Here is a 23,143-nt window from a genome sequence, read left to right on the forward strand (position 1 = left end):
TCTTCCAAAGGCATGGAAAAAGCGGCTTTTTATTAAATTGTTATGCTTATAAATCAAATTTAATTCCCTGGGCCAAAGGCAAACTTGTAGTATAATTGATCGTATTTGTTTGACGGCGCATATAAATTTTCCAGGCATCAGATCCTGATTCACGTCCGCCTCCTGTTTCTTTTTCTCCACCAAAAGCACCACCAATTTCAGCTCCCGAAGTTCCGATATTAACATTCGCAATTCCGCAATCAGAACCTACTACTGACAGGAATCTTTCGGCTTCACGCAAATTATTCGTCATTATTGCAGATGATAATCCCTGAGCAACTCCGTTTTGAAGTTCAATAGCATTATCTACTTCTCCGGAATATTTAATTAAATATAAAACCGGAGCAAAGGTTTCGTGCTGTACAATTTCAAATGAATTTTGAGCTTCGGCAATTGCCGGTTTTACATAACAGCCACTTTCGTAACCTTCGCCTGAAAGTACTCCGCCTTCAACCAAAATCTTACCCCCTTCAGCAACTACTTTGTTCAGGGCAACAGCGTACATTTCAACCGCATGAGTATCGATTAGTGGTCCAACATGATTGTTTTCGTCAAGCGGATTTCCTATTCGTAATTGTTTGTAAGCAGCTACAAGAGCGTCTTTAACTTTATCGTAAATACTTTCGTGAATAATTAAACGACGTGTTGATGTACAACGTTGTCCGGCTGTTCCAACAGCACCAAAAACAGCACCAATCACAGTCATCTTAATATCTGCATCCGGAGTCACAATAATAGCATTATTTCCTCCTAATTCTAATAATGATTTCCCTAAACGTCCTGCAACTGCCTGCGCTACAATTTTTCCCATTCGGGTTGAACCTGTAGCAGAAACCAGTGGAATTCTGGTATCAGTTGTCATCAGCTCTCCTATTTTGTAATCTCCATTAATCAAACATGAAATTCCTTCCGGAAGATTGTTTTCTTTGATAACCTGAGCAATGATATTTTGACAGGCAATCCCGCAAAGAGGTGTTTTTTCTGAAGGTTTCCAGACACAAACATCTCCCGAAATCCATGCTAAAGCAGTGTTCCATGACCAAACGGCAACCGGAAAGTTAAATGCCGAAATAATTCCTACGACTCCTAATGAATGATATTGCTCATACATGCGGTGTCCGGGTCTTTCTGAATGCATCGTTAATCCGTGTAATTGACGGGACAATCCAACTGCAAAATCACAGATGTCGATCATTTCCTGAACTTCTCCGTAACCTTCCTGCAATGATTTTCCCATTTCGTAAGAAACCAATTTTCCCAAAGCTTCTTTATTTTCACGTAACTTTTGTCCAAACTGGCGCACGATTTCGCCTCGTTGCGGTGCAGGAATTAAACGGAATGTTTTGAAAGCTTCTGTTGCTGCCTGCATCACTTTTTCGTAATCCTGAGGTGTTGACATTTTTACCGAAGCAATTAATTTTCCGTCAACCGGTGAAAAACTATCCAAAACTTCTCCCGAAGAAAAATGCTGTGTTCCTGTAGATGTTCCTTCATTTATCAATTTAATGCCCAATTTTTCCAGAGCCTCATTCATTCCAAATTGCGATGCTATTGTTGTCATTGTAACTTTTTTAGTTAAAATTGTTATATTTTTATGTAAAGATATTATTTCGAGTTGAATTTCAATCGAAGCGAGTTGTTAAAATCAGGTAAATTTAGGATTAAATAAAATGAATTGAAGCAATGAACCGCAATTTATTCGCCTTAATTCATGAAATTTGCAGCAACAAAATTATTTAAATATGTCTGTTTTTAATCGTTTTTTTATCTGCTTCGTTTTAATTTCATTTCATGCATTTTCCCAGAAAGAGCAAAAATCATCTTTTCAGGTTGTTCCTTTGGGAATAAAGGGCGGAATTGACGAAAAAAATCTTTCGGCTTATTTGGTAGCGCCGGTTCAGACCAATGATTTTATCTGTCTGGATGCCGGAACTGTGAATGCAGGAATCGAAAAGGCGATTGAAAACAAAGTTTTTAAAGTTTCGACAAGCGAGGTTTTACGAAAATATATTAAAGGTTATTTTATTTCGCATGCGCATTTAGATCATGTTTCGGGTTTGATTATCAATTCTCCGGCGGATTCTTCTAAAACTGTTTATGCCACTGAGAAATGTATGGAAATGATGGAAAATCATTATTTCAATGATGAAACCTGGGCAAATTTTGGAGATAAAGGTCCGGGGAAACCATTGAAAAAATATCATTTTCAGACTCTGAATATTGGCGAGGAAACTCCAATTACCAATACTCAAATGTCGGTAAAGGCTTTTCCTTTAAGTCATGTAAATCCGTTTGAGAGTACTGCTTTTTTAGTTAAAAACGGAGATTCTTATATTTTATATTTAGGAGATACAGGTCCGGATGCTGTTGAAAAGAGCAATAAACTAAAAGAATTATGGACTGCTGTTGCACCACTTGTTCAAAACAAACAACTGAAAGGGATTTTTATTGAAGTTTCATTCCCAAATGAACAGCCTGATCAGTTTTTATTTGGGCATCTGACTCCAAATTATCTGATGAAAGAACTTCATACTTTAGCAGATTTATCCGGAAAAGATACTTTGAAAGGTTTTAACATTATTGTTACGCATTTAAAACCGCCAACTAAGAACATTTTAAAACTTAAAGAACAATTACAAAAGCAAAATGATCTTGGATTGAAGATTATTTATCCTGAACAGGGAAAGCGATTTGAGTTGTAGTTTTTTATACCACAGATTAAAATGATCGTTTTTCCATTTTTTGTCAATTCTCCTTCGCCGAAATGACAAGATAACTTAAATTAAGACAGAAATCTTCTTATAAAACTGAATTTCCTAGCCCCGATAGAAGTGGAAATCTTTTTGTGTCCGCGGCGGCGGACACAAAAGATTGAAACGAATAGCGGGAAACAGCTCCTAAAAAAATTTCAAAATTCTAAAATTGTTTTTTGACGTAGCTAAACGACAACTATTATTTCTTCGCTACAAATCTGGGATCAGATTCCATTACAGTTCCGCAATTATCGCAGGTTCTTAGTTCCAGTGAATTATAGAAATGTTCGAAATGTGGCAGGAAATCTTTTTCGATATTATGGAGTTCAAAAAACACTTCATAAAGTTTGTGATTGCAATTGTCGCAGTGCCAGAGCAATCCGTCTGTATATCCTTTTCCGGCACGTTTACGCTCGATTACTAAACCAATTGAACCTTCGGAACGAACCGGAGAATGTGGGATTTTAGCAGGATGAAGATACATATCGCCTGCATTTAATTCCATTTCTTTACGTTCGCCATCTTCCTGAATAATTACTTTTATGCTGCCTTCAAGTTGGTAAAAAAGCTCTTCGGTTTCGTTGTAATGATAGTCTTTTCGGGCATTTGGGCCTGCTACAATCATTACAATATAATCACCAGAATCGACATAAAGATTTTTATTTCCAACAGGTGGTTTAAGTAAATGACGATTTTCGTCGATCCATTTGGTAAGATTGAAGGGTTTTGCTATTGACATGTTTTAAGCTGCTAAAATTGTGAGAAGCTAAGGTAATAAAAAGTTTTCAGTGGCGGATTGAATACTGTAACTGAAAAGTGCTTCTATTTCGTTTCTTTTATCAGGTAAATATAAACGGGAAAATGATCACTAAAACCAACTTCGGTCAAACTGTGGCGCAATGGATACCCTTTATACTGACCGGATTGCTGGACAAGATAAGATTTATTAAATATATTGGCTTTCCAGAACATAAAAGTCGAAAAATCGGGTTTTATAAAAGTTTCAGTAATCATGATCTGATCAAAAATATCCCATGAATCCCGAAAAGCGATTGTTCCCATTCCTTTATTTGCCATTTCTTCAAACGGGTTATAAATTCCAAATTCAGGCACTTCTGTTTTTTGGGCTTTTGCTCCAAGTGCTGTTTTTATACTTTTATTAAAAGGTCCGTCGTTTAAATCGCCCATTGTAATCACTTTTGCAGCCGGATTAATTCGCTGTAAAGAATCGATAATTTTTCTGTTCAGTCTTCCTGCAGCTTCACGAAACTGACTGCTTGCTTTTTCACCGCCTGATCGTGATGGCCAGTGATTGACAATAATACTAATTTCCTCTCCTTCAAGAAAACCGGTAACCAAAAGCTGATCTCTGGTAAAAACACGATTTTTGCCTGTGCTTTTTTCTGGTTTTATTTCTAATTCATCATCAAAATTTTCTTTAGTTTCTTCTTTAAGTACTGACTGATTTTTATAAATTAGTAAAGGAATATTCGAGAATGAGGTGGGTCTGAAATATTTTTTTTGATACAATAATGCCACATCAATTCCGCGTTTATCCGGCGAATCAAAGTGAATGATTCCATAATCAAAAGGAAGCAATTTGGGTTCTTTAATGAGATCTTCTAAAACAGCACGGTTTTCAATTTCAGAACCACCAATAATAGTGGGTGCATTTGAATTTTCAGGTGTACCAATTTCTGAAATGACTCTGGAAAGATTTTTTAATTTTTGTTCGTACTTTTCTTTTGTCCAATGCTGAGTGCCGTTTGGTGTCCATTCGTCATCATCTGTATTGTTGTCATTATGAATGTCAAAAAGATTTTCGAAATTATAAAATGCTATCGTATGAATGCTATATTTTTTGGACTGTGCCTTTAGAGAAATAACAAAACAGCAAAAAAACAAATACAAAGTAAATAGAGATAGACGCATAAAATTTTATTAATTTTCGAATGTCTAATCTACAAATAAATTGTAAGAATTTTCTAAATATTTAATTTCGTTTTGTTTTTTTATTTACAAATTGTCATGTAACTTGCCCACTGAATTCGCTGATACATTAAAAATCAAAAAATGTTTATCCTTATAAAGTGTTCAAATCCTCAGGATAAGCATCAAATTAAAAATACAGTTAAGTACAAAAATCATGAAACCAACCTTAATACAATTCATAAAGAAACACTTTGCATTTTGTAAATTGGCATTTCTTATTTTTGCCTTACAATCGTTCACTTGTCAATCTCAACAAAACATGATAACACCAGCTTACTTAAAAAAGGGAGATACTATTGCAATTGTTGCAACAGCCCGAAAAAATATCGATGATAATTTAAAACCTATATTAGATCTTATACACAGTTGGGGTCTTGAAGCTGTAGTGGGAACTACAATTGGACTTGACTTTAACCAGCTTGCCGGAACTGATGAACAGCGTGCTGCCGATTTTCAGCACCAGTTAGACAATCCAAATATTAAAGCCATCTGGTGTGTTCGCGGCGGTTATGGAACAGTTAGGATGATCGATTTACTTGATTTTACAAAGTTCAGACAAAACCCAAAATGGATTATTGGTTTTAGCGATGTTACGGTTTTGCACAATCATTTAAATACGATGGGTTACAAATCTATTCATGGTATTATGCCTGTTACTGTTGCACGTGCAACTCCGGCAGCGATTAGTTCGATGAAATCAGCATTATTTGGTGAGCCGCTTGCTTATTCTATCGGACCGGATAAAATGAATCGTTTTGGTAAAGCCACAGGAGAATTAGTGGGTGGGAATTTATCTATTTTGTATAGTTTATTAGGATCACCTTCTGCAATAGATTGTAAAGATAAAATTTTATTTATCGAAGATTTAGATGAATACTTATATCATATTGATCGTATGATGATAAATCTGAGACGAAATGGCTGCATTGAAAATCTTAAAGGAATTATCGTAGGAGGCATGACAAAAATGAAAGACAACGAAGTGCCATGGGGTAAAAATGCGGTTGAAATTGTTGACGATGTGACCAAAAAATATAATATCCCTGTAATTTTTAATTTCCCTGCCGGTCATATTCAGGACAACAGAGCCCTGATAATGGGTAATACCATTTCTATTAATGTAAATGAAACCGGAAGTACAGTTACTTTTCAAAAATAACATAATCGTTTCTTATCTTTTTAAATAAGAGAAAATACCACATATAAAACCTCTCAAAGTCGCCAGAACGCAAAGTTAAATGCTTTGTGTCCTGGCGACTTTGCGTGCAAATTGCTTGTTATAACATAAAAAAACTTAATTCATAATTCATAATTAAAAATGGCCGAACACAACGAGCTTGGTAAAAAGGGCGAAGAACTTGCCGTAGAATATTTAGAGGAGAATGGTTATGAAATTCTGGATCGAAACTGGACTTTTCAAAAGGCCGAAATTGATATTATAGCACAAAAAGAATCTGTTTTAGCCATAATTGAAGTCAAAACACGATCAAGTTTAGATTTTGGTTTGCCACAAGATTTTGTAAAGCCAAAAAAGATTCAATTGCTCATAAAAGCAGTAAATGCCTACATAAACGATAGGGAAAAGGATTTTGAGTCAGATTTAAATATCAGATTTGACATTATTGCTATCCATAAAAACGTAGAAACATTTGCAATTGAGCATCTTACTGATGCTTTTTATCATTTTTAACATAATTTTTCATTGTTATATTTGTAACAAATTGTTTTTTAATTTATATTTGCAGAGATGTTATAACATCGAATTAACTACAAAAACCAATTACGTTACAAAAAAAAAGAAAAAAAATTATGAAAACCGTTTCATCAATCGTAGAAAATTACATCAAAACAAAACCCTTCTTACTAAATGCGTTATCGCTTGGAATTATTAACCTTACTTCTCTCTCCAGAAATATTATGACTGAACTGGAAAGTGAGTTTGGAAAAGAAGTGAAACAAGGCGCTGTTGTAATGTCACTTAAACGACTAACGGAGGAATTAGATTTTAAACTGAACCATAAAATCAATAAAGTAATCAAAAATATTGGTGAAATTACGGTTCGATCTGAATTGACAGATTATACTTTTGCCGCTTCTGAAACTGTTCTAAACAAACAGGCTGATTTAATTTCTGATATAAATTCTTTATCTGATATTTTTTATACCTCATCACGTGGTGTTAACGAAACAAATATTGTAGTAAGCAGTAGTGTAAATCATTTGGTTGAAAAACACTTTATGCGCGAAAAACTAATTCAAAAACTGGATAATCTGGCTTCTATTACGGTTAAATTACCAAAAGAAAATATTGTAGTTCCGGGAATTTATTATTTCATCTTTCAACGTCTAGCGTGGGAAGGAATTATCATAAATGAGGTAATTTCGACTTCAAATGAATTTACAATTCTTGTTGGAGAAGATCAGGTTGATGTTGCTTTTAAAGTAATTAAAGACTTAAAAAACTAAGCAGGTTCTGACCCTAAAATAGTCATTTAATAATTTTCAATTTCATAAAATCCTTTTGTCTTTTTGTAAAAAGATGAAAGGATTTTTTTGCCTAAACCTCTTTAGGAAATCCTCAATCCATTATTAACCACAATAAGAATATTCGCAACAAACCATTGTCAGGACTATAATTTTTTAAAATATCAGTTAAAAATATATTGACTTGATAAAAAGCAATTTACCAAGGAATTTAGTGCGATTGCGCACAAACTTTACTTAAAAAAATCAAATTAACTTTTTTTTAATACTATTTGCTGAGAATAATATTTTTATATATTTGCTAACCAGTCAACAAATTAGAGGACCAATTTTGATAGTATGATAATATAATTAGATTTAAATACGGACTAATTAAATTAATGTCAGAAGTAATGGAACATAGCGAAAAATTATTGGTGAGTGAACTCAAAAATGGCAACGAAAAAGCATTTCGTTCTCTTTTTGATTTATACCATCAGGATATCTATGGCTATAGCATTAGTATTTTAAAATCAAAAGAAGCGGCCGAAGAAAATGTACAGGATGTTTTTATGAAAGTCTGGCTACATCGTGAGAACTTAAATCCTGAGCAATCTTTTAAGGCATATATTTTTACCATTGCCAGAAATCAGGCTTTTAATTTTCTAAATAAAGCAGCAAATGATGTGCTGCTCAAAGAAGAAATTTTTTATGAAAGTCAGCAATCACACGAATACGGCGATTATTCGATTCGCGAAGCCGATTGTAAAAAACTTCGAAAACAAGCCATAAAACAATTACCCCCCAAACGAAAGCAAATCTTTAAAATGTCCCGAAAAAAGGGAATGACTTATGAAGAAATTAGTCAGGAACTTGGGATTTCTATCAATACAGTCAGGAACCAAATGAGTAAAGCATTAGAATCTATGCGGGTCTTTTTTCACGTTCATGATGAGATTATCTAAACCACAAACCAATTAAACCATTAAAATCACTCCATATCGGGTGATTTTTTTTGTTTTACTCACAAAGAACACAAAGGTTTCCGCAAAGATCACTTAATTTCAAAGTTTGTCATTTCGACCGAAGCGAGAAATCACATAGAAAACGCGTTTATTCAAAAAAAATCAAGCTTTTTTCAAAAAAAATATTTTAGCCAAAAAATCAGCAAAATCAACACTTCCCAAGCTTTATTTTTACGATAGCCCATCTCATAAATGTTAAAATTAAAAAATTTATAACGTTTGAGTAGTACTCAGCCTGCTTTCAACTGTATTATATAAAAACCCTGACCTAAATCCATTTCGTAATGAATTCAAATTCTGAAATAAAAACACTATTACAAAAGTTTGTTCTGAACCAATGTACACCCGAAGAAACAAGCGAGGTAATAGCGTATTACAAAAAAAATAAACTTACGGATGATTTTCCAATGGTAGAAGACATTCAAAATCTTCTTGACGAAATGCCAAAAATGGATAAAAAAACTGCAGATGATATTTTCATGAATATCTTATTGGCTTCAAAAGAAGAAGAATCTGTAATTGAACTTCCAGCAAGAAAATCAAATTTCAGAAAGTACATTTCGATTGCTGCTTCGGTATTGGTGTTATTAGGAATTGGTTTTGCTTATCAAAAAGGCGCCTTTACTGCCAAATCTGAACCTAAATTTGATTTTAAAAGCAGTGATATTGTATTACAACTGGAAGATGGAAAAGTTCAGATTATCTCCGAAAACAATTCAGTTCAGGTAAAAGATTCGAAAGGAAATGTAGTAGGAAACCAAAACGGAGATAAAATTGTTTACGATACTGATTCCGGTGTAGAAAAAGTAGCCTACAACACCATCAAAATTCCGTATGGAAAAAGATTTCAGCTACAATTGTCCGACGGAACTCTTGTTCACTTAAATTCCGGAACCACTTTAAAATATCCTGTAAAATTTATTGCGGGAGAAAACAGACAGGTTTTTCTGGACGGAGAAGCTTTCTTTGATGTTGCCAAAGATAAAAAACACCCTTTTATTGTTAATGCTGATGCTCTAAATGTACGCGTTCTGGGAACACATTTTAATGTTTCGAATTATCCGGAAGATACTGCAACAGATGTTGTTTTGGTAGAAGGATCTGTTGGAATGTACCGCTCAAATGAAGAGTTTGACGCTGCCAAAAACACAATCTTAAAACCTGGCTTTAAAGGAAGTTTCAATAAAGAAAATACCCTGATTTCGACTAAACCTGTCATTACGGATATTTATACTTCATGGATAAACGGCGGTCTTACGTTTAGAAATATGACTTTCAAAAATATTATTACGAAACTGGAAAGACGCTATAATGTTACCATTATCAATAAAAACGAAAAATTAGCCAACGAAAAATTCAATGCGAGCTTTAGCGATGAATCTATTGAGAAAGTGATGAGTTATTTCAACGACATTCATGGCATCAATTACACCATAAAAAACAATCAAATACTAATTAAATAACCACTAAAACCAATACCAATTTATGAGGAAATAAGAATACCGGAATAAAAAAAATCGGAAAGAGCTGCGAACAATTTCCGATTGACTAAGTGATTGAATATAACGAATTAACTACAATCAATTAACAAAATTATGAAAAAAAAATCTAAGAATAATGGGTTTCTATACTCATTGTTCCAAAATGACCTAAAATTGAAACTAACTACACTACTTATTTTGGTCGCCATGTTTAACATTAGAGGGAATACTTATGCCCAAAAAACAAAAGTTACTCTTGAATTAAACAATTCAACAATCGAAAAGGTTCTTGAGACCATAGAACAGAAAACGGATTTCAGGTTTATTTACAAACTGAATGATATCGACTTAGACCGAACGATTTCTATTACGGTAAAAGATCAGCCAATTAATGTTGTTTTAGACAAGCTTTTTAAAGGCACTTCGACCGAATTTAAAATTCGTGATACTCAGATTATTTTAAAAAAACCGGAACTAAAAACACAAAACATTCCCTATCAAAAACAAACGGTTTCCGGAATCATTACAGATGAAAACGGTTTGCCTTTGCCCGGAGCTTCGGTTCTTGAAGAAGGTACTAAAAACGGAATGGTAACTGATTTTGACGGAAAATATAAACTTACCGTAGAGAGTGCTTCTTCTGTTATCATTGTATCCTTTGTTGGTTATAAAGAAAAGAAAGTAGTAGCAAACCAAAGTATCATAAACATTCAGCTTATTCCTGATGCTACAGATTTGCAGGAGATAGTTGTAGTAGGTTATGGTTCTACCGTTAGAAAAGACGTTACCGGAGCCGTTTCTTCAATTGCGGCAAAAGATATGAATCAGGGCGCTATTGTAAATCCTTTGCAATTAATTTCAGGTAAAGCTGCAGGTGTAAACATCACTCAAATTGGCAGTGAACCAGGTTCAGGTCCAAGTGTTCGTATTCGTGGTATTTCTTCTTTAATTGGCGGAAATGATCCATTGGTAGTAGTAGACGGAATTCAGGGAAACATGGATTTATTAAATCAGGTTCCGCCAAGCGAAATTGAAAGTGTTGATGTTTTAAAAGATGCATCTGCTACTGCAGTTTATGGTTCGAGAGGTGCACCTGGTGTTATTATCATTACTACTAAAAAAAATAAAGCAGGAAAAACTACTCTGGAATATATTGGCTCTACTTCTATCGATTTTATTCCAAAAAAATTAGATATGTTAAATGCTGACCAATGGTGGCAAACAGCTCAAAGTGTTGGTGTTCCGGCTTCTGCAAATCATGGTTCAAGCACAGACTGGTACAATCTTTTAACTCAAACCGGTATTACACAAACCCATACACTTTCTTTTGGTGGCGGAACTGATAAATTTAATTACAGAGCTTCTTTAACAGCCATTTTACAAGACGGAGTGGTAATTAATTCCAGCAATCAAAAATATATTGGCCGTATTCAGGCAACACAACTGGCTCTTGACGACAAATTAAAATTAACTTTTAACTTAAATACAGGAGTAAACAATGTAACAAACAGTATTGGAGATATTGGGTCGGTTTCTTATAAATCAAACCTAATTACCAATTCATTATTGGCAAGACCAACAGATCCTGTTTTTAATACTGACGGAAGCTACTATACAGATCCAACTGTATTTCAATATTTAAATCCGTATGCTGTGGCACAAACGGTTACTTATGAAACTCAAAACGATAATTTATTCGGGAGTTTAAAAGCCGACTTAGATTTAGCTAAAGGTTTAACCGCAGGCTGGTTTGGAAGCTGGAGAAAAACCAATAAAACAATTGGATATTTTCTTCCGGCAGAATCAACAGATGCTATGGCAATTGATCAGAAAGGATATGCAAATATCAAAAACGAAAGACAAAATGAAAAACTAACGAATGTTAGTCTTACCTACAAGAAAACTTTTGGAATTCACAGCATCAACGCTTTAGCTTTATACGAATGGCAAAATCAAACCTATCAGGGAAATTATGCACAAACTAGAGGTTTTATTAATGATAAAACGACTTATAATGCATTGCAGTTTGGTGATTTTTCAAAAGTACAGTCTAACGATATTTCTTCTTATAAAAATGACAGAACTTTAGTTTCGTATTTAGGAAGAGTAAATTACTCTTTATTAGATCGTTATTTAGTTACAGCAAGTATCCGTCGTGATGGCTCATCTGTATTTGGCGCAAATAACAAATGGGGTAATTTCCCGTCAGCGTCTGTGGCGTGGCAGATCAACAACGAATCTTTCATGAAAAATCAGGCTTTATTTAATGAACTGAAGTTGCGTGTTGGATATGGAGAAACCGGAAATCAGCAAGGGCTTTATCCGCAAACTTCACTATCATTAGTAGGTGGTGCCGGAACAACTTATTTTGGAGGAATGCCTATTACCAATTTCAATATTACTCAAAATGCAAACGCTGATTTGAAATGGGAAACTAAAAAACAAACCAATATTGGTCTTGATTTTGCCCTTTTAAACAATAGATTAAGAGGTAGTGTTGATGTTTATTCTTCTAAAACCGAAAATCTGTTATTTAATTATACAGTACCTCAGCCACCATATCCTTATAACCAAATTAAAGCCAACGTAGGAAGTATTTCAAACAAAGGTATAGAAGTGGCTCTGGCTTATGATGTTATTAAAACAGATAACAGTACACTTACCTTGGCAGGAAACGCATCCTTCATGAAAAATGAAGTGCTAAATTTAAGCGGAAGCATTAATGGAGTTCCTCTAAACACTGATTATGTAGGCTGGGGAGCTTTAAACTCTTATCTGGTACAAGGAAAACCGGTTGGAGCATTTTATATCCTGGAACATACCGGAAAAAACGAAAACAATGTTGAAACGGTAAAAGATCGTGATGGAAACGGAATTATTGATCAGGGAGTTAAAAGTCCGGATCGTTATTATGCAGGTTCAGCATTACCAACTTACACCTTTGCATTTAATCCTTCTTACAGATATAAAAATTTCGATGCTTCGATGTTAGTAAGAGGTTCAGGAGGAAACAAAATCTACAATGGATTACGCTCTAACTTAAGCCGATTGGAAAATATTGGTAAATCGAACGTTTTAGAAAGTGCCCTGGATACAGGAATTTATACTTCGCCATACGGATCTGATTTATGGCTTGAAGACGGTTCATTTGTACGTTTAGAAAATCTTACTGCCGGATATACTTTCCGTTTTACGGATAAATATGTAGACTCTGTTCGACTTTCACTTACAGGAAACAATTTACTGCTGATTACAAATTATACAGGTATTGATCCTGAATTGAATATCAGTGGAAGTGGCGACCCTGCCGATAACTTTGGTGGCGATAAAGGAATTTATCCACGTACCAGAAGCGTTGCATTTGGTTTGACTGTAAAATTTAAATAGTAAAAGAGATGAAAATTAAAAATATATTGATAGCAAGCGTATGTTTTCTATCGCTTTTTGGATGTACAGATATCAGCGAAAATGTGTACGACAAATACCCTGCCGATGATTTTTATGGCACTCCTGAAGGAGCTAATATTGCTCTTGCCAGTGTTTATGCCGAAATTCCCGGTGACTTTCAACGTAACAATGTACCGGGTGTAGGTTATGCGGGAGCAGACAATGGCTGGTATGATATGAATTGCATGTCGTCTGACGAACAGGTAATTCCGCATAGAAATACCGGAGACTGGCAGCAAGATTTTGCCCGTTTGCACAAACACGAGTGGTTACCAACTGATTTTATTATTAACAACACCTGGAACTGGTTGTACAAATCGATCTTCAATGCCAATTTAGCCGTTAGCTTATTAGAGAAATCAAATGCCGAAGCGACAAAAATTGCCGAAGCTAAAGTATTACGTGCTTTTTTCTATTATTTATTGATTGATGATTTTGGAGACGTTCCGTTTTTTACGGATAACAATATTACCGTAGATAAAATCCCGCAATCAAGTCGTAAAGAAGTCTATACTTTTATTGTAAAAGAATTAACCGAAAATGTAGAATTACTTTCCGGAACAAAAGGAGGAAATTATTACGGAAGATTCAATAAATGGGCTGGTTATACTTTACTGGCAAAAGTGTACCTGAATGCTCAGGTATATACCGGAGAAGCAAAATGGAATGAATGTCTGGCGGCTTGTAACAAAGTTAGCGAAGGTGGTTTTACACTACATTCCGGAGCAGCAAATGCTTCAAGTCCATTAGGAAATAAATATTACGAATTGTTTGGAGATGTACTTCCTGACGATGAAACTATTCTTCCTATTTCGGCCACTATCGATGTTGTTTCCCGTAATGTATATGCTGTTCGTAGTTTATACGGACCTCATGCACAGCTTTTATTTGGATTTAGTGGATGGAACGGTACTATTGTTCCAAAAGATTTTTTCCTGAAATATGATGCAAATGATGTCCGCAGAAAACAATTTTTATTTGGTGAACAACCAGGAGGATTTAACTATACGCTTGATGTTGCTTCTTTAGACAATCCTGGAGCTGATCCGCAAGCGGGAGTTCGTAATGTTAAATTCTATCCGGCAGGAGCAAAAACCGGCGGAGGAGCTTCAAACGACTTCCCTATTTTCAGATATGCTGATGTTATTTTAATGACGGCAGAATGTAATGTTCGTTTAGGAAACCCTGGTGCTGCAAAACCTTTGGTAGATCAAATCAGGCAACGTGCAGGTTTGAATCCGTTAGCGGCAAATCCAACACTTGATGATATATATAACGAAAGAGGATTCGAATTAAACTGGGAAGGTCACAGAAGACAGGACATGATTCGTTTTGACAAATTTTTATTGGCAAACGAATTCAGACCGGCATCTCCTGCATACCGAAAATTGTTCCCAATTCCAACATCTGCATTAGATGCTAATCGTGGACTTAAACAAAATCCAGGTTACTAAAAACAAAACTATCATGAAAAAATATATCCATAAATTAATTCTATTAGGAGGTTTGCTTGCCCTGGGCGCTTCCTGTGACAGTGAAGCCGAATTAACGACTTTAAAAGCAGTAAGTTTTCCTTCTGCCATTCAGGTTTCTTCCAGCTCATTAGTGTTAACAGAAGATACTGCAGATAATACTGCTTTACTTATTTCCTGGCCACAAGTCACATTTCCTATCGCTGCACCTGTTACTTATGCCATACAATTTGATTTAATTGGCGACACAAGCGGTGCTAATGCCTGGCAAAAAGCCAAAAGAATTGAAGTTGGTTCCGATGTTTTAAGCAAATCATTCATCGAAAGAGATTTAAACAAGATCGCCACAGACTTAGGTCTTGAACCAAATGTTGCTGGAAAACTGGTTGTTCGTGTAGAAGCAGCCATGGATCGAAAAATATATTCAGATCCAGTTACATTAACGGTTACACCTTACGAAAAAAGTGTTGTTTTTGGCGAAATTTATATGCCGGGAAGTTATCAGGGCTGGGCAATCGAAACTGCTGCAGCATTAACTGCCATTCAAAAAGGCATTTATCAGGGTTATATGACTGTTGCCGTTGGAGCTGGCCCTGGATTTAAATTGAATACAGCAAGAAACTGGGCACAATTTTACGGCGCCGGAGACACCAATACAGATCTGAAAAACATGAGTGATACTGATTTTTCTCTTCCGGGTTCAGGTTCTTATCAAATCAAAGTAAACTTAAACACTTCAAAATGGAGTTTTACACCTTATGCATGGGGAATTGTTGGACCTGCAACAGCAACAGCAGACCAAACTGCCACTGACGCCAATTACGGATGGAACCACTCTGTACCAATGTCTTATGATCATCAGGCCAAAACCTGGAAAGTGACTGCCAATTTATTACCCGGAGCACTAAAATTCAGGTTAGATGATAAATGGGATGTAAACTATGGTCCTGCAGATGCTTCAACCAACACCATTAATAAAGATAATGGCAATGCCTATACTATTAACGAAGCGGGAACTTACGAAGTAACCTTTACCATAAACGAAACAGATCCTGCAACTACAGGTTATCCTGCAACTGCAACTTGTACTATCGTTAAAAAATAATCTAACATTATAATAAAGCTAGATTAGTTTGAGTGATACCTGCCTTTTTTGAGCGAAAGGCAGGCTATCTTAAACTCCGGACTTTATTGAAACCAAATTCAAAAAATATGAAATCAAATATAAAAATCGTTTATGCTTTGATACTGGCACTGGCTTTTATCTCGTGTAGTTCATCTGATAGCGATTCAACTCCGCCTTCTCCTTATACACAATACGGAACAGCATTCGAAAAAATGCCTAAAAAGGAAGACGCTATCATTTATCAGGTAAACATTCGGGCTTTTAGCCAGGCAGGAACCTTAAAAGGTGTTCAGGACAGATTAACCCAAATTCAGGAACTGGGCACTAATGTAATTTACTTAATGCCTGTTTATCCTGTTGGAAAAGTAAAAGCTTCGGGAGAATTAGGTTCGCCTTATGCTGTTCAGGATTACAAAGCTGTAAATCCTGATTTCGGGACTTTACAGGATCTTCAGGTTTTGGTTGAAGAAGCGCACAAAAAAAATATGGCTGTAGTTCTGGACTGGGTTGCCAATCACACCGCCTGGGATAATGCCTGGATTACACAGCATCCAAACTGGTATCAAAAAGATGAGAAAGGAAATATCATAATTCCGCCGGGAACCAATTACAATGATGTAGCGCAACTGGATTTTAATAATTCCGAAATGAAAGCAGCTATGATCGATGCCATGTCCTATTGGGTTTACAATGCCAACATTGATGGTTTTAGATGTGATTATGCTGATTTTGTACCACAAACTTTCTGGTCAGAAGCCATTACAAAATTAAGAAGCATCAAAAAAAATCAAACTATTTTAATGTTAGCAGAAGGATCAAAAGTCAATCATTTCGCTTCCGGTTTCGATTATACTTTTGGATTCAATTTCTTCAGTACTTTAGAAAAAGTATTTAAAGAAAGTAAGCCTGCAACCACAATTCAGGATTCTAATACAACAGAATATGCTAACAATTATAATGAAGAAAACAGAATTGTAAGATATACTACTAACCATGATGTAAACCTGACAGACGGAACGCCACTGGAGCTTTTTGGAGGTAAAAAAGGATCCATAGCCACTTTTGTTGTAGCTGCTTATCTAAAATCAGTTCCGATGATTTACAACGGACAAGAAATTGGGTATGACAAAAGACTCAATTATTTTGCAAAAACTCCTATCGACTGGTCAACTGCTGATGCTTCAATGTTAGCAGAATATAAAAAGATCATTGCTTTTAGAAACACCAGTACTGCTATAAAAAAAGGAATTTATACAGGCTATAGTAGTGATGCTGTAAGCGCTTTTACGATGATAAAAGATGCCGAAAAAGTTTTGGTGCTTTCTAATTTAACTAACAGTTCTGTAAAATATTTGGTTGCTCCTGCACTAAAAGCAACATGGAAAGATGCCTTTACAGGAACTGCTGTAACCCTTGGGAGTGAAATCACATTGCTTCCTTTTCAATATGTTGTATTGAAAAACTAATACCAGGCCAACTTTAAAACAAAATTAGGTTTGCAAAAAACTAAATAACATGAATTTTCAATCCCAAAAATTATTGCTTCAGATTCGTAGCAAAAAAATAGCGTTGTTTCTTTTTATTTGTGCCAATTCATTATGGATTCAGGCGCAGGAAATAACTTCACCTGATAAAAATCTTTCTTTAAAATTTGAATTAAAAGAAGGCGGCATCCCGTTTTACCAATTATCATACAAACAAAAAGCAGTTATAAAACCAAGTTCTTTGGGTTTAGAACTTCAAAATTTGCCTTCGTTTATGGATGGTTTTACCATCACAAATACAGCACAATCTTCTGTTGATGAAAATTGGAATCCGGTTTTAGGTGAAGAAAAAACAATTCGCAACCATTACAACGAATTGGTTGTCACTTTAGCGCAAGCAAAAAACAACAACAGATACATTCGCATTCGTTTTCGTTTATTCAACGACGGATTAGGTTTTAGATATGAATTTCCAAAGCAAAATGATTTAAATTATTTTGTCATTAAGGAAGAACGTTCTCAATTTAATCTCGCTGGAAATCATAAAATCTTCTGGATTCCGGGAGATTATGATACCAATGAATATGCATATACAACATCAAAAATTTCAGAGATTCCTTCGCTAATGAAAAAAGCGACGATCGAAATCAATTCGCAATGGCCTATTGCTGCATTATCCGTGCAAACGCCATCTATGATGAAATCTGATGATGGTTTGTACATCAACATTCATGAAGCAGGATTAATCAATTATCCGGCAATGTACCTTGAAGTTGATGCTGTAAACAATAAAATGATTAGTCATTTAGCCCCGGATGCTGTTGGCGCAAAAGGTTATATGCAAACTGATGCACAATCGCCCTGGAGAACTATTGTAGTAAGTGATAAAGCAACAGATATTCTAGCTTCCAAATTAATTTTAAACCTTAACGAACCAACAAGTTACAAAGATGTTTCCTGGATTAAACCGGTAAAATACATCGGAATTTGGTGGGAATATTTTGTAGCCGGAAAAAGTACCTGGGCTTTTGGAAAAGAAACAAACGTAAAATTAACGGATGATTTCACTAAACTTACACCAAACGGAAAACACGGAGCCACAACAGAACGTGCAAAAGAATATATTGATTTTGCTGCTAAAAATGGTTTTGATGCCATCCTGATCGAAGGCTGGAACATTGGTTGGGAAGACTGGATCAACAACTGGAAAGAGGAAGTTTTTGATTACGTAACCGCCTATCCGGATTTTGATGTAAAAGCAGTTCATGAATATGCTGCTTCAAAAGGGGTAAAAATTATCATGCACCATGAAACTTCAGGATCGGCAACTAATTATGAACGTCGTTTAGACAGAGCTTTTCAGTTTATGAATGACAACGGTTATGATGCTGTAAAAACAGGTTATGTTGGCAAAATTATTCCGCGTGGCGAACACCATGACGGACAATGGATGGTGAATCATTATATTAATGTAGCCAAACGTGCTGCCGATTATAAAATCATGATTGACAGTCACGAAGCCGTTCGTCCAACGGGTTTAAACAGAACTTTTCCTAACTGGATTGCACAGGAATCTGCACGCGGAACTGAGTTTGAATCGATGGGAGGTTTAGCGCCGGATCATACTACGATTTTACCATTTACCCGCTTAATGGGTGGACCAATGGATTATACTCCGGGGATTTTCCAGACTGATCTTTCGTATTATGGAACGGGAAGTTCACAACGTGTCAACACTACTTTGGTAAAACAATTGGCTTATTATGTTACGATGTACAGTCCGTTGCAAATGGCAGCAGATATTCCGGGAAATTATGAGCGCTTCCCAGATGCATTTCAGTTCATTAAAGATGTAGCTGTAGATTGGGACAACAGTTATGTTCTGGAAGCCGAGCCGGGAGATTATATCACAATTGCGCGTAAAGCAAAAGGAAAAGACGAATGGTTTATTGGCGGAATTACTGATGAAAATTCCAGAACTGCCAACATTACATTTGATTATTTACCTGCCGGAAAAAAATTCATCGCCACCATTTATGCTGATGCCAAAGGCGCCAATTGGAATGAAAATCCACAAAAATATACCGTGACTAAAGTTGTTATAACCTCAAAAACAATTTTAAAACAGTATTTAGCTCTTGGCGGCGGTGTTGCCATTAGTATTAAAGAAGGAAATGTTACAGAATTAAAGGGATTGAAAAAGTTATAGATTAACTAAGTCTTTTGCCACGAATTCACGAATTATTTACAATTTTTAGATTAAGAAACACAACCCTTAACTCTGAAAATTCGTGAATTCGTGGCGGAAACTTATGCTCATTTCTGAGCAAAAATTAAAAATTTTACTACTTGAAAACTATTAACCACAAAATGTTTGTCGAATTTAAAAAACAATGCGAGTGAGAATGAATTTTAGTTAGAGATGCTGACAAGCATGCAAAAAACAAAAATTATGAAAATTAACATTACCACTAGATTATTTCAGTTTACGAAAACACTAGTCTGTTTTCTGTTATTATTTGCAAGTTCAGTTTACGCACAAGATCCGCCTCAGTATGGCACACCTTTCGCCAATGTACCGGATACGCGGGATGTAAACATGTATCAGGTACATATTCGTCCGTTTAGTGCCAACGGAAATTTAGCCGGAGTAACCGCCCGATTAGATAACATAAAAGCACTTGGTACCAATGTTATTTATTTAATGCCCATTTACCCACATGGTACAGATTCCCGAAGTTCGGCTTCACCTTATTGCATTAAAGATTTTAAAGCAGTTGGATCAGAATATGGTTCTCTTGCCGATTTAAGAACTTTGGTCGATGGTGCTCATAGCCGCGGAATGGCAGTTATTTTGGATATCGCCATCAACGGAACTTCCTGGGATAATGTCTGGATTAATTCACATCCGGAGTATTATATGAGAAGCGGGACTACCATTCAACAACTCGGAAATTTTTCAGATATTGCTGCTCTTGATCTTAATAGTTCAGCCACACGAGCTGCTATCAAAGATGCAATGCGTTACTGGATTTTAGCCGCAAACATTGACGGATACCGTTGTGATTATGCTAATAATCCTCCTTTAGATTTTTGGTCTGAAGTTAATACAAACCTCCGAGGAATATCTTCTCATAAATTATTAATGTTAGCTGAAGGAGACCGACAAGAAAACTTTCAGGTTGGTTTCGACATGAATTATGGTGACAGATGGTTTCATAGCGGTTTGTATGATATTGCTAATGGAGGACCGGTTTCTCAAAGAATCCAGGATCAGACTACTTACGAATATGCTAAAGCAACCGGAAATCAGCAAGTAGTTAGATACACTGGTAACCACGATACTTACACAAATGATGATGGCGTAAGAAGACCATTTGTAGTATTCAAAAATCATAACGGAATCGTTGCTAATTTCTTAGTCTCTGCCTATATGAGAGGTGTTCCTTTTTTAATGAGCGGACAAGAAATTGACTACGAACCAAAAACAGACTGGCCCTGGACGAACTTTAAATTCAACTGGTCTCAAAATCCAACTGCTGCTGCGGATTTTGCCAAAATATTAAATTTCAGAACTTCAAGTGCAGCGATCAGACGTGGAGATTTGACGACGTATGCCAATGATGATATTAGTATTTTCACTAAAACATTGGGCACAGAAAAAGTTATTGTAATGTCGAATTTGAGAAATGCTTCAAAATCGTATGTTATTCCCGCAGCATTAGCAGGAACTTATGTAAATCCATACAATAATAATGCTTCGGTAACTTTAACAACAGGTGCGACAAGAACATTCGCTGCTTATGAATATTTGGTTTTAACCAATACCAATGCTCCCGTTGTAGCAGTTACAGGAGTTTCGGTTAGTCCAACAACAGCAACAGTTGGTTTAGGATCTACACAGCAACTTAATGCTACAATTGCTCCTTTAAATGCCACAAACCAAAATGTAACCTGGACATCGGGCAATACAGCTGTAGCAACCGTAAATGCATCAGGATTAGTTACTGCCGTTGCTGCAGGAACAACAACAATTACGGTTACTACTGCAGATGGAAACAAAACAGCAACTTCTGCCATAACGGTTGCAGCAATTCCGGTTGCTTCAGTAGCGGTTTCGCCAACAACAGCAAGTTTGTATGCAGGAAATACACAACAGCTTACAGCAACAATTTCGCCTGCAAATGCGACTAATAAAAATGTAACCTGGAGTTCAGGCAATACGACTATTGCAACAGTAAATTCAAGCGGACTTGTAACAGCGGTTGCTGCAGGAACAGCTACAATTACAGCCACTACACAAGACGGAAACAAAACGGGTTCGGCTACAATCACAGTAAATCCGAATACCAATTTCACGGTATATTTCTATAAACCATCAAACTGGGGAACCGGAATTAAAATCTATTATTGGAATGCTTTACCAACTGGAGTTTTGGCAACAGTAAACTGGCCGGGAGTAAATATGACCGATGCCGGAAATGGATGGTACAGTTATACGTTTACCAATGTAACATCAACTAATTTAATTTTTAATGACGGTACCAACCAAACTGCCGATTTAACCCGAAACAAAACAGGCTGGTATATGAATACGACCTGGTACGATTCGAATCCAGGAACAGTTGTAGCTGTTACCGGAGTTACTTTATCTCCAACAACAGCCACTTTATTAGTTGGTGCAACACAACAATTAACACCAACTGTTAATCCTTCAAATGCAACTAATAAAACGGTAACTTATAGTTCAAGCAATACGGCTGTAGCAACTGTAAATAGTTCCGGATTAATAACTGCTGTAGCTGCAGGTTCTGCAACGATTACTGTTACGACTCAGGATGGAGCAAAAACTGCGACTTGCGCAGTGACTGTAAATGCCACAAATGTGGCTGTAACCAGTGTTAGTTTAAGTCCAGCTTCGGCATCATTGTCTGTTGGCGGAACACAACAATTAACTCCAACTGTGAACCCGGCAAATGCAACAAACAAAGCTGTAAACTATAGTTCAGGCAATACGGCTGTAGCAACTGTAAATTCATCCGGATTGGTCACTGCTGTAGCAAACGGATCAGCTACGATTACAGTAACTACTGTTGATGGAAGTAAAACAGCCACTTGTACTGTAACGGTTTCAACTGCAACAGGAACATATTATACCATAAAAAACAGATGGACAGGCGCTTATTTATCTGATGCCGGAGCAAATGTTGGTTATGGGGCAACCGTTGCGAACAACAATTACAAATGGCAAAAAATAGCTATCGATGCTACTTATTTTGTACTTAAAAATGTGGCTACGGGTGAACTTATCAATATCGAAAGCCAAACCGGAACAGTACAATGTAATATAACCGATACTACTTTCTGGAGCGCACAATGGTCCAGCGATTATATTGACGGAACCTGGGTAAGACTTAGAAACAGATGGCAAACCGGAAATATTATTCATGTAGAAAACCAAACCGGATTTGCACAATATGGCAATTCTCAAGACGGCTGGTACAGTGCACAATGGCAATTAGAAACGACAACAATTTCTGGTTTAACTGCTAAATCTGCTCTTAAAACTGAAGAAGCTATAGCAACGGAAAAAGTAGTAGCTATTTATCCAAATCCTTCTACAGACAGTCAGTTTAATGTATCCTTACCAGAATTAGAATCCGGAGATACCGCAACAATTACGATTTCTGATATAAACGGAAGAACGGTTTTAACTCAGAAACTTTCAACTTCAGGACCAATTAATCATCATTTATCATCAGGAGTTTATATTGTAACTATAAATTCTACAGCTTTAAATGTGACTAAAAAACTGATTGTAAAATAATTCTGTTTTAGATTAAAAATGAAATGGCGTATGA

General features: G+C 35.9%; 15 protein-coding genes. 12 read left to right on the forward strand and 3 right to left on the reverse strand.

The window, feature by feature from the left end; all coding sequences use genetic code 11:
- Nucleotides 1-46 precede the first annotated feature (46 nt).
- A complete protein-coding gene (gene amaB / locus A4F88_RS05390) occupies nt 47-1,600 on the reverse strand; it encodes an L-piperidine-6-carboxylate dehydrogenase (RefSeq protein ID WP_068841540.1) in 1,554 nt (517 codons plus the stop codon).
- Between the two features lie 181 nt (nt 1,601-1,781).
- Between amaB and A4F88_RS05395 the strand changes: the two genes are divergently transcribed.
- Complete coding sequence (locus A4F88_RS05395; protein WP_068841541.1) at nt 1,782-2,741, forward strand: MBL fold metallo-hydrolase; 960 nt, start codon at nt 1,782-1,784, stop codon at nt 2,739-2,741.
- A 250-nt stretch (nt 2,742-2,991) separates the two neighbouring features.
- On the opposite strand, the gene A4F88_RS05400 is transcribed toward A4F88_RS05395, so the two are convergent.
- Nucleotides 2,992-3,531, reverse strand: coding sequence for a 3-hydroxyanthranilate 3,4-dioxygenase (locus A4F88_RS05400; protein ID WP_068841542.1), 540 nt, complete (start codon nt 3,529-3,531; stop codon nt 2,992-2,994).
- 83 nt (nt 3,532-3,614) lie between these two features.
- Nucleotides 3,615-4,724 (reverse strand): endonuclease/exonuclease/phosphatase family protein, encoded by a 1,110-nt coding sequence (locus tag A4F88_RS05405; protein ID WP_068841543.1) that lies wholly within the window; start codon nt 4,722-4,724, stop codon nt 3,615-3,617.
- A 319-nt stretch (nt 4,725-5,043) separates the two neighbouring features.
- On the opposite strand from A4F88_RS05405, the gene A4F88_RS05410 reads away from it, so the two are divergent.
- The 11 genes from A4F88_RS05410 (at nt 5,044) to A4F88_RS25720 (ending at nt 23,109) form a co-directional block, all read left to right on the forward strand.
- Complete coding sequence (locus A4F88_RS05410) at nt 5,044-5,943, forward strand: S66 peptidase family protein (protein ID WP_068841544.1); 900 nt, start codon at nt 5,044-5,046, stop codon at nt 5,941-5,943.
- Between the two features lie 159 nt (nt 5,944-6,102).
- Nucleotides 6,103-6,474: a YraN family protein gene (locus A4F88_RS05415; RefSeq protein WP_068841545.1), complete on the forward strand. Its 372-nt coding sequence runs from the start codon at nt 6,103-6,105 to the stop codon at nt 6,472-6,474.
- A 119-nt stretch (nt 6,475-6,593) separates the two neighbouring features.
- Nucleotides 6,594-7,250 (forward strand): aspartate kinase, encoded by a 657-nt coding sequence (locus A4F88_RS05420; RefSeq protein WP_068841546.1) that lies wholly within the window; start codon nt 6,594-6,596, stop codon nt 7,248-7,250.
- 398 nt (nt 7,251-7,648) lie between these two features.
- The gene (locus tag A4F88_RS05425; protein ID WP_068841547.1) at nt 7,649-8,212 is read left to right on the forward strand and encodes an RNA polymerase sigma factor; all 564 of its coding nucleotides are present in this window, start codon (nt 7,649-7,651) and stop codon (nt 8,210-8,212) included.
- A gap of 344 nt (nt 8,213-8,556) precedes the next feature.
- Entirely contained in the window at nt 8,557-9,735 is a 1,179-nt protein-coding gene (locus tag A4F88_RS05430; RefSeq protein WP_068841548.1) for a FecR family protein, read from the forward strand.
- 192 nt (nt 9,736-9,927) lie between these two features.
- Nucleotides 9,928-13,140 (forward strand): TonB-dependent receptor, encoded by a 3,213-nt coding sequence (locus A4F88_RS05435; protein WP_245179042.1) that lies wholly within the window; start codon nt 9,928-9,930, stop codon nt 13,138-13,140.
- 8 nt (nt 13,141-13,148) lie between these two features.
- Nucleotides 13,149-14,654 (forward strand): RagB/SusD family nutrient uptake outer membrane protein, encoded by a 1,506-nt coding sequence (locus A4F88_RS05440; protein WP_068841550.1) that lies wholly within the window; start codon nt 13,149-13,151, stop codon nt 14,652-14,654.
- Nucleotides 14,655-14,667: 13 nt separating this feature from the next.
- A complete protein-coding gene (locus A4F88_RS05445) occupies nt 14,668-15,777 on the forward strand; it encodes a SusE domain-containing protein (RefSeq protein WP_068842302.1) in 1,110 nt (369 codons plus the stop codon).
- A 107-nt stretch (nt 15,778-15,884) separates the two neighbouring features.
- Nucleotides 15,885-17,264 carry an alpha-amylase family glycosyl hydrolase gene (locus A4F88_RS05450; RefSeq protein WP_068842303.1) on the forward strand — a complete coding sequence of 460 codons (1,380 nt, stop codon included), beginning with the start codon at nt 15,885-15,887 and terminating at the stop codon, nt 17,262-17,264.
- A gap of 49 nt (nt 17,265-17,313) precedes the next feature.
- Nucleotides 17,314-19,491: a glycoside hydrolase family 97 protein gene (locus tag A4F88_RS05455; protein WP_068841551.1), complete on the forward strand. Its 2,178-nt coding sequence runs from the start codon at nt 17,314-17,316 to the stop codon at nt 19,489-19,491.
- Nucleotides 19,492-19,734: 243 nt separating this feature from the next.
- Nucleotides 19,735-23,109 (forward strand): Ig-like domain-containing protein, encoded by a 3,375-nt coding sequence (locus A4F88_RS25720; protein WP_245179044.1) that lies wholly within the window; start codon nt 19,735-19,737, stop codon nt 23,107-23,109.
- Nucleotides 23,110-23,143 lie beyond the last annotated feature (34 nt).

The organism is Flavobacterium chilense (assembly GCF_001602525.1).
Classification (GTDB): Bacteria; Bacteroidota; Bacteroidia; order Flavobacteriales; family Flavobacteriaceae; genus Flavobacterium; species Flavobacterium chilense.

What these genes read in the sequence shown, in the direction of transcription:
- A4F88_RS05405 (WP_068841543.1), bottom strand. Translation starts at nt 4,724, where the DNA reads ATGCGTCTATCTCTATTTACTTTGTATTTGTTTTTTTGCTGTTTTGTT.
- A4F88_RS05415 (WP_068841545.1), top strand. Translation starts at nt 6,103, where the DNA reads ATGGCCGAACACAACGAGCTTGGTAAAAAGGGCGAAGAACTTGCCGTA.
- A4F88_RS05425 (WP_068841547.1), top strand. Translation starts at nt 7,649, where the DNA reads ATGTCAGAAGTAATGGAACATAGCGAAAAATTATTGGTGAGTGAACTC.
- A4F88_RS05395 (WP_068841541.1), top strand. Translation starts at nt 1,782, where the DNA reads ATGTCTGTTTTTAATCGTTTTTTTATCTGCTTCGTTTTAATTTCATTT.
- A4F88_RS05410 (WP_068841544.1), top strand. Translation starts at nt 5,044, where the DNA reads ATGATAACACCAGCTTACTTAAAAAAGGGAGATACTATTGCAATTGTT.
- A4F88_RS05420 (WP_068841546.1), top strand. Translation starts at nt 6,594, where the DNA reads ATGAAAACCGTTTCATCAATCGTAGAAAATTACATCAAAACAAAACCC.
- A4F88_RS05440 (WP_068841550.1), top strand. Translation starts at nt 13,149, where the DNA reads ATGAAAATTAAAAATATATTGATAGCAAGCGTATGTTTTCTATCGCTT.
- A4F88_RS05455 (WP_068841551.1), top strand. Translation starts at nt 17,314, where the DNA reads ATGAATTTTCAATCCCAAAAATTATTGCTTCAGATTCGTAGCAAAAAA.
- A4F88_RS25720 (WP_245179044.1), top strand. Translation starts at nt 19,735, where the DNA reads ATGAAAATTAACATTACCACTAGATTATTTCAGTTTACGAAAACACTA.
- A4F88_RS05400 (WP_068841542.1), bottom strand. Translation starts at nt 3,531, where the DNA reads ATGTCAATAGCAAAACCCTTCAATCTTACCAAATGGATCGACGAAAAT.
- A4F88_RS05430 (WP_068841548.1), top strand. Translation starts at nt 8,557, where the DNA reads ATGAATTCAAATTCTGAAATAAAAACACTATTACAAAAGTTTGTTCTG.
- A4F88_RS05450 (WP_068842303.1), top strand. Translation starts at nt 15,885, where the DNA reads ATGAAATCAAATATAAAAATCGTTTATGCTTTGATACTGGCACTGGCT.
- A4F88_RS05445 (WP_068842302.1), top strand. Translation starts at nt 14,668, where the DNA reads ATGAAAAAATATATCCATAAATTAATTCTATTAGGAGGTTTGCTTGCC.
- amaB (WP_068841540.1), bottom strand. Translation starts at nt 1,600, where the DNA reads ATGACAACAATAGCATCGCAATTTGGAATGAATGAGGCTCTGGAAAAA.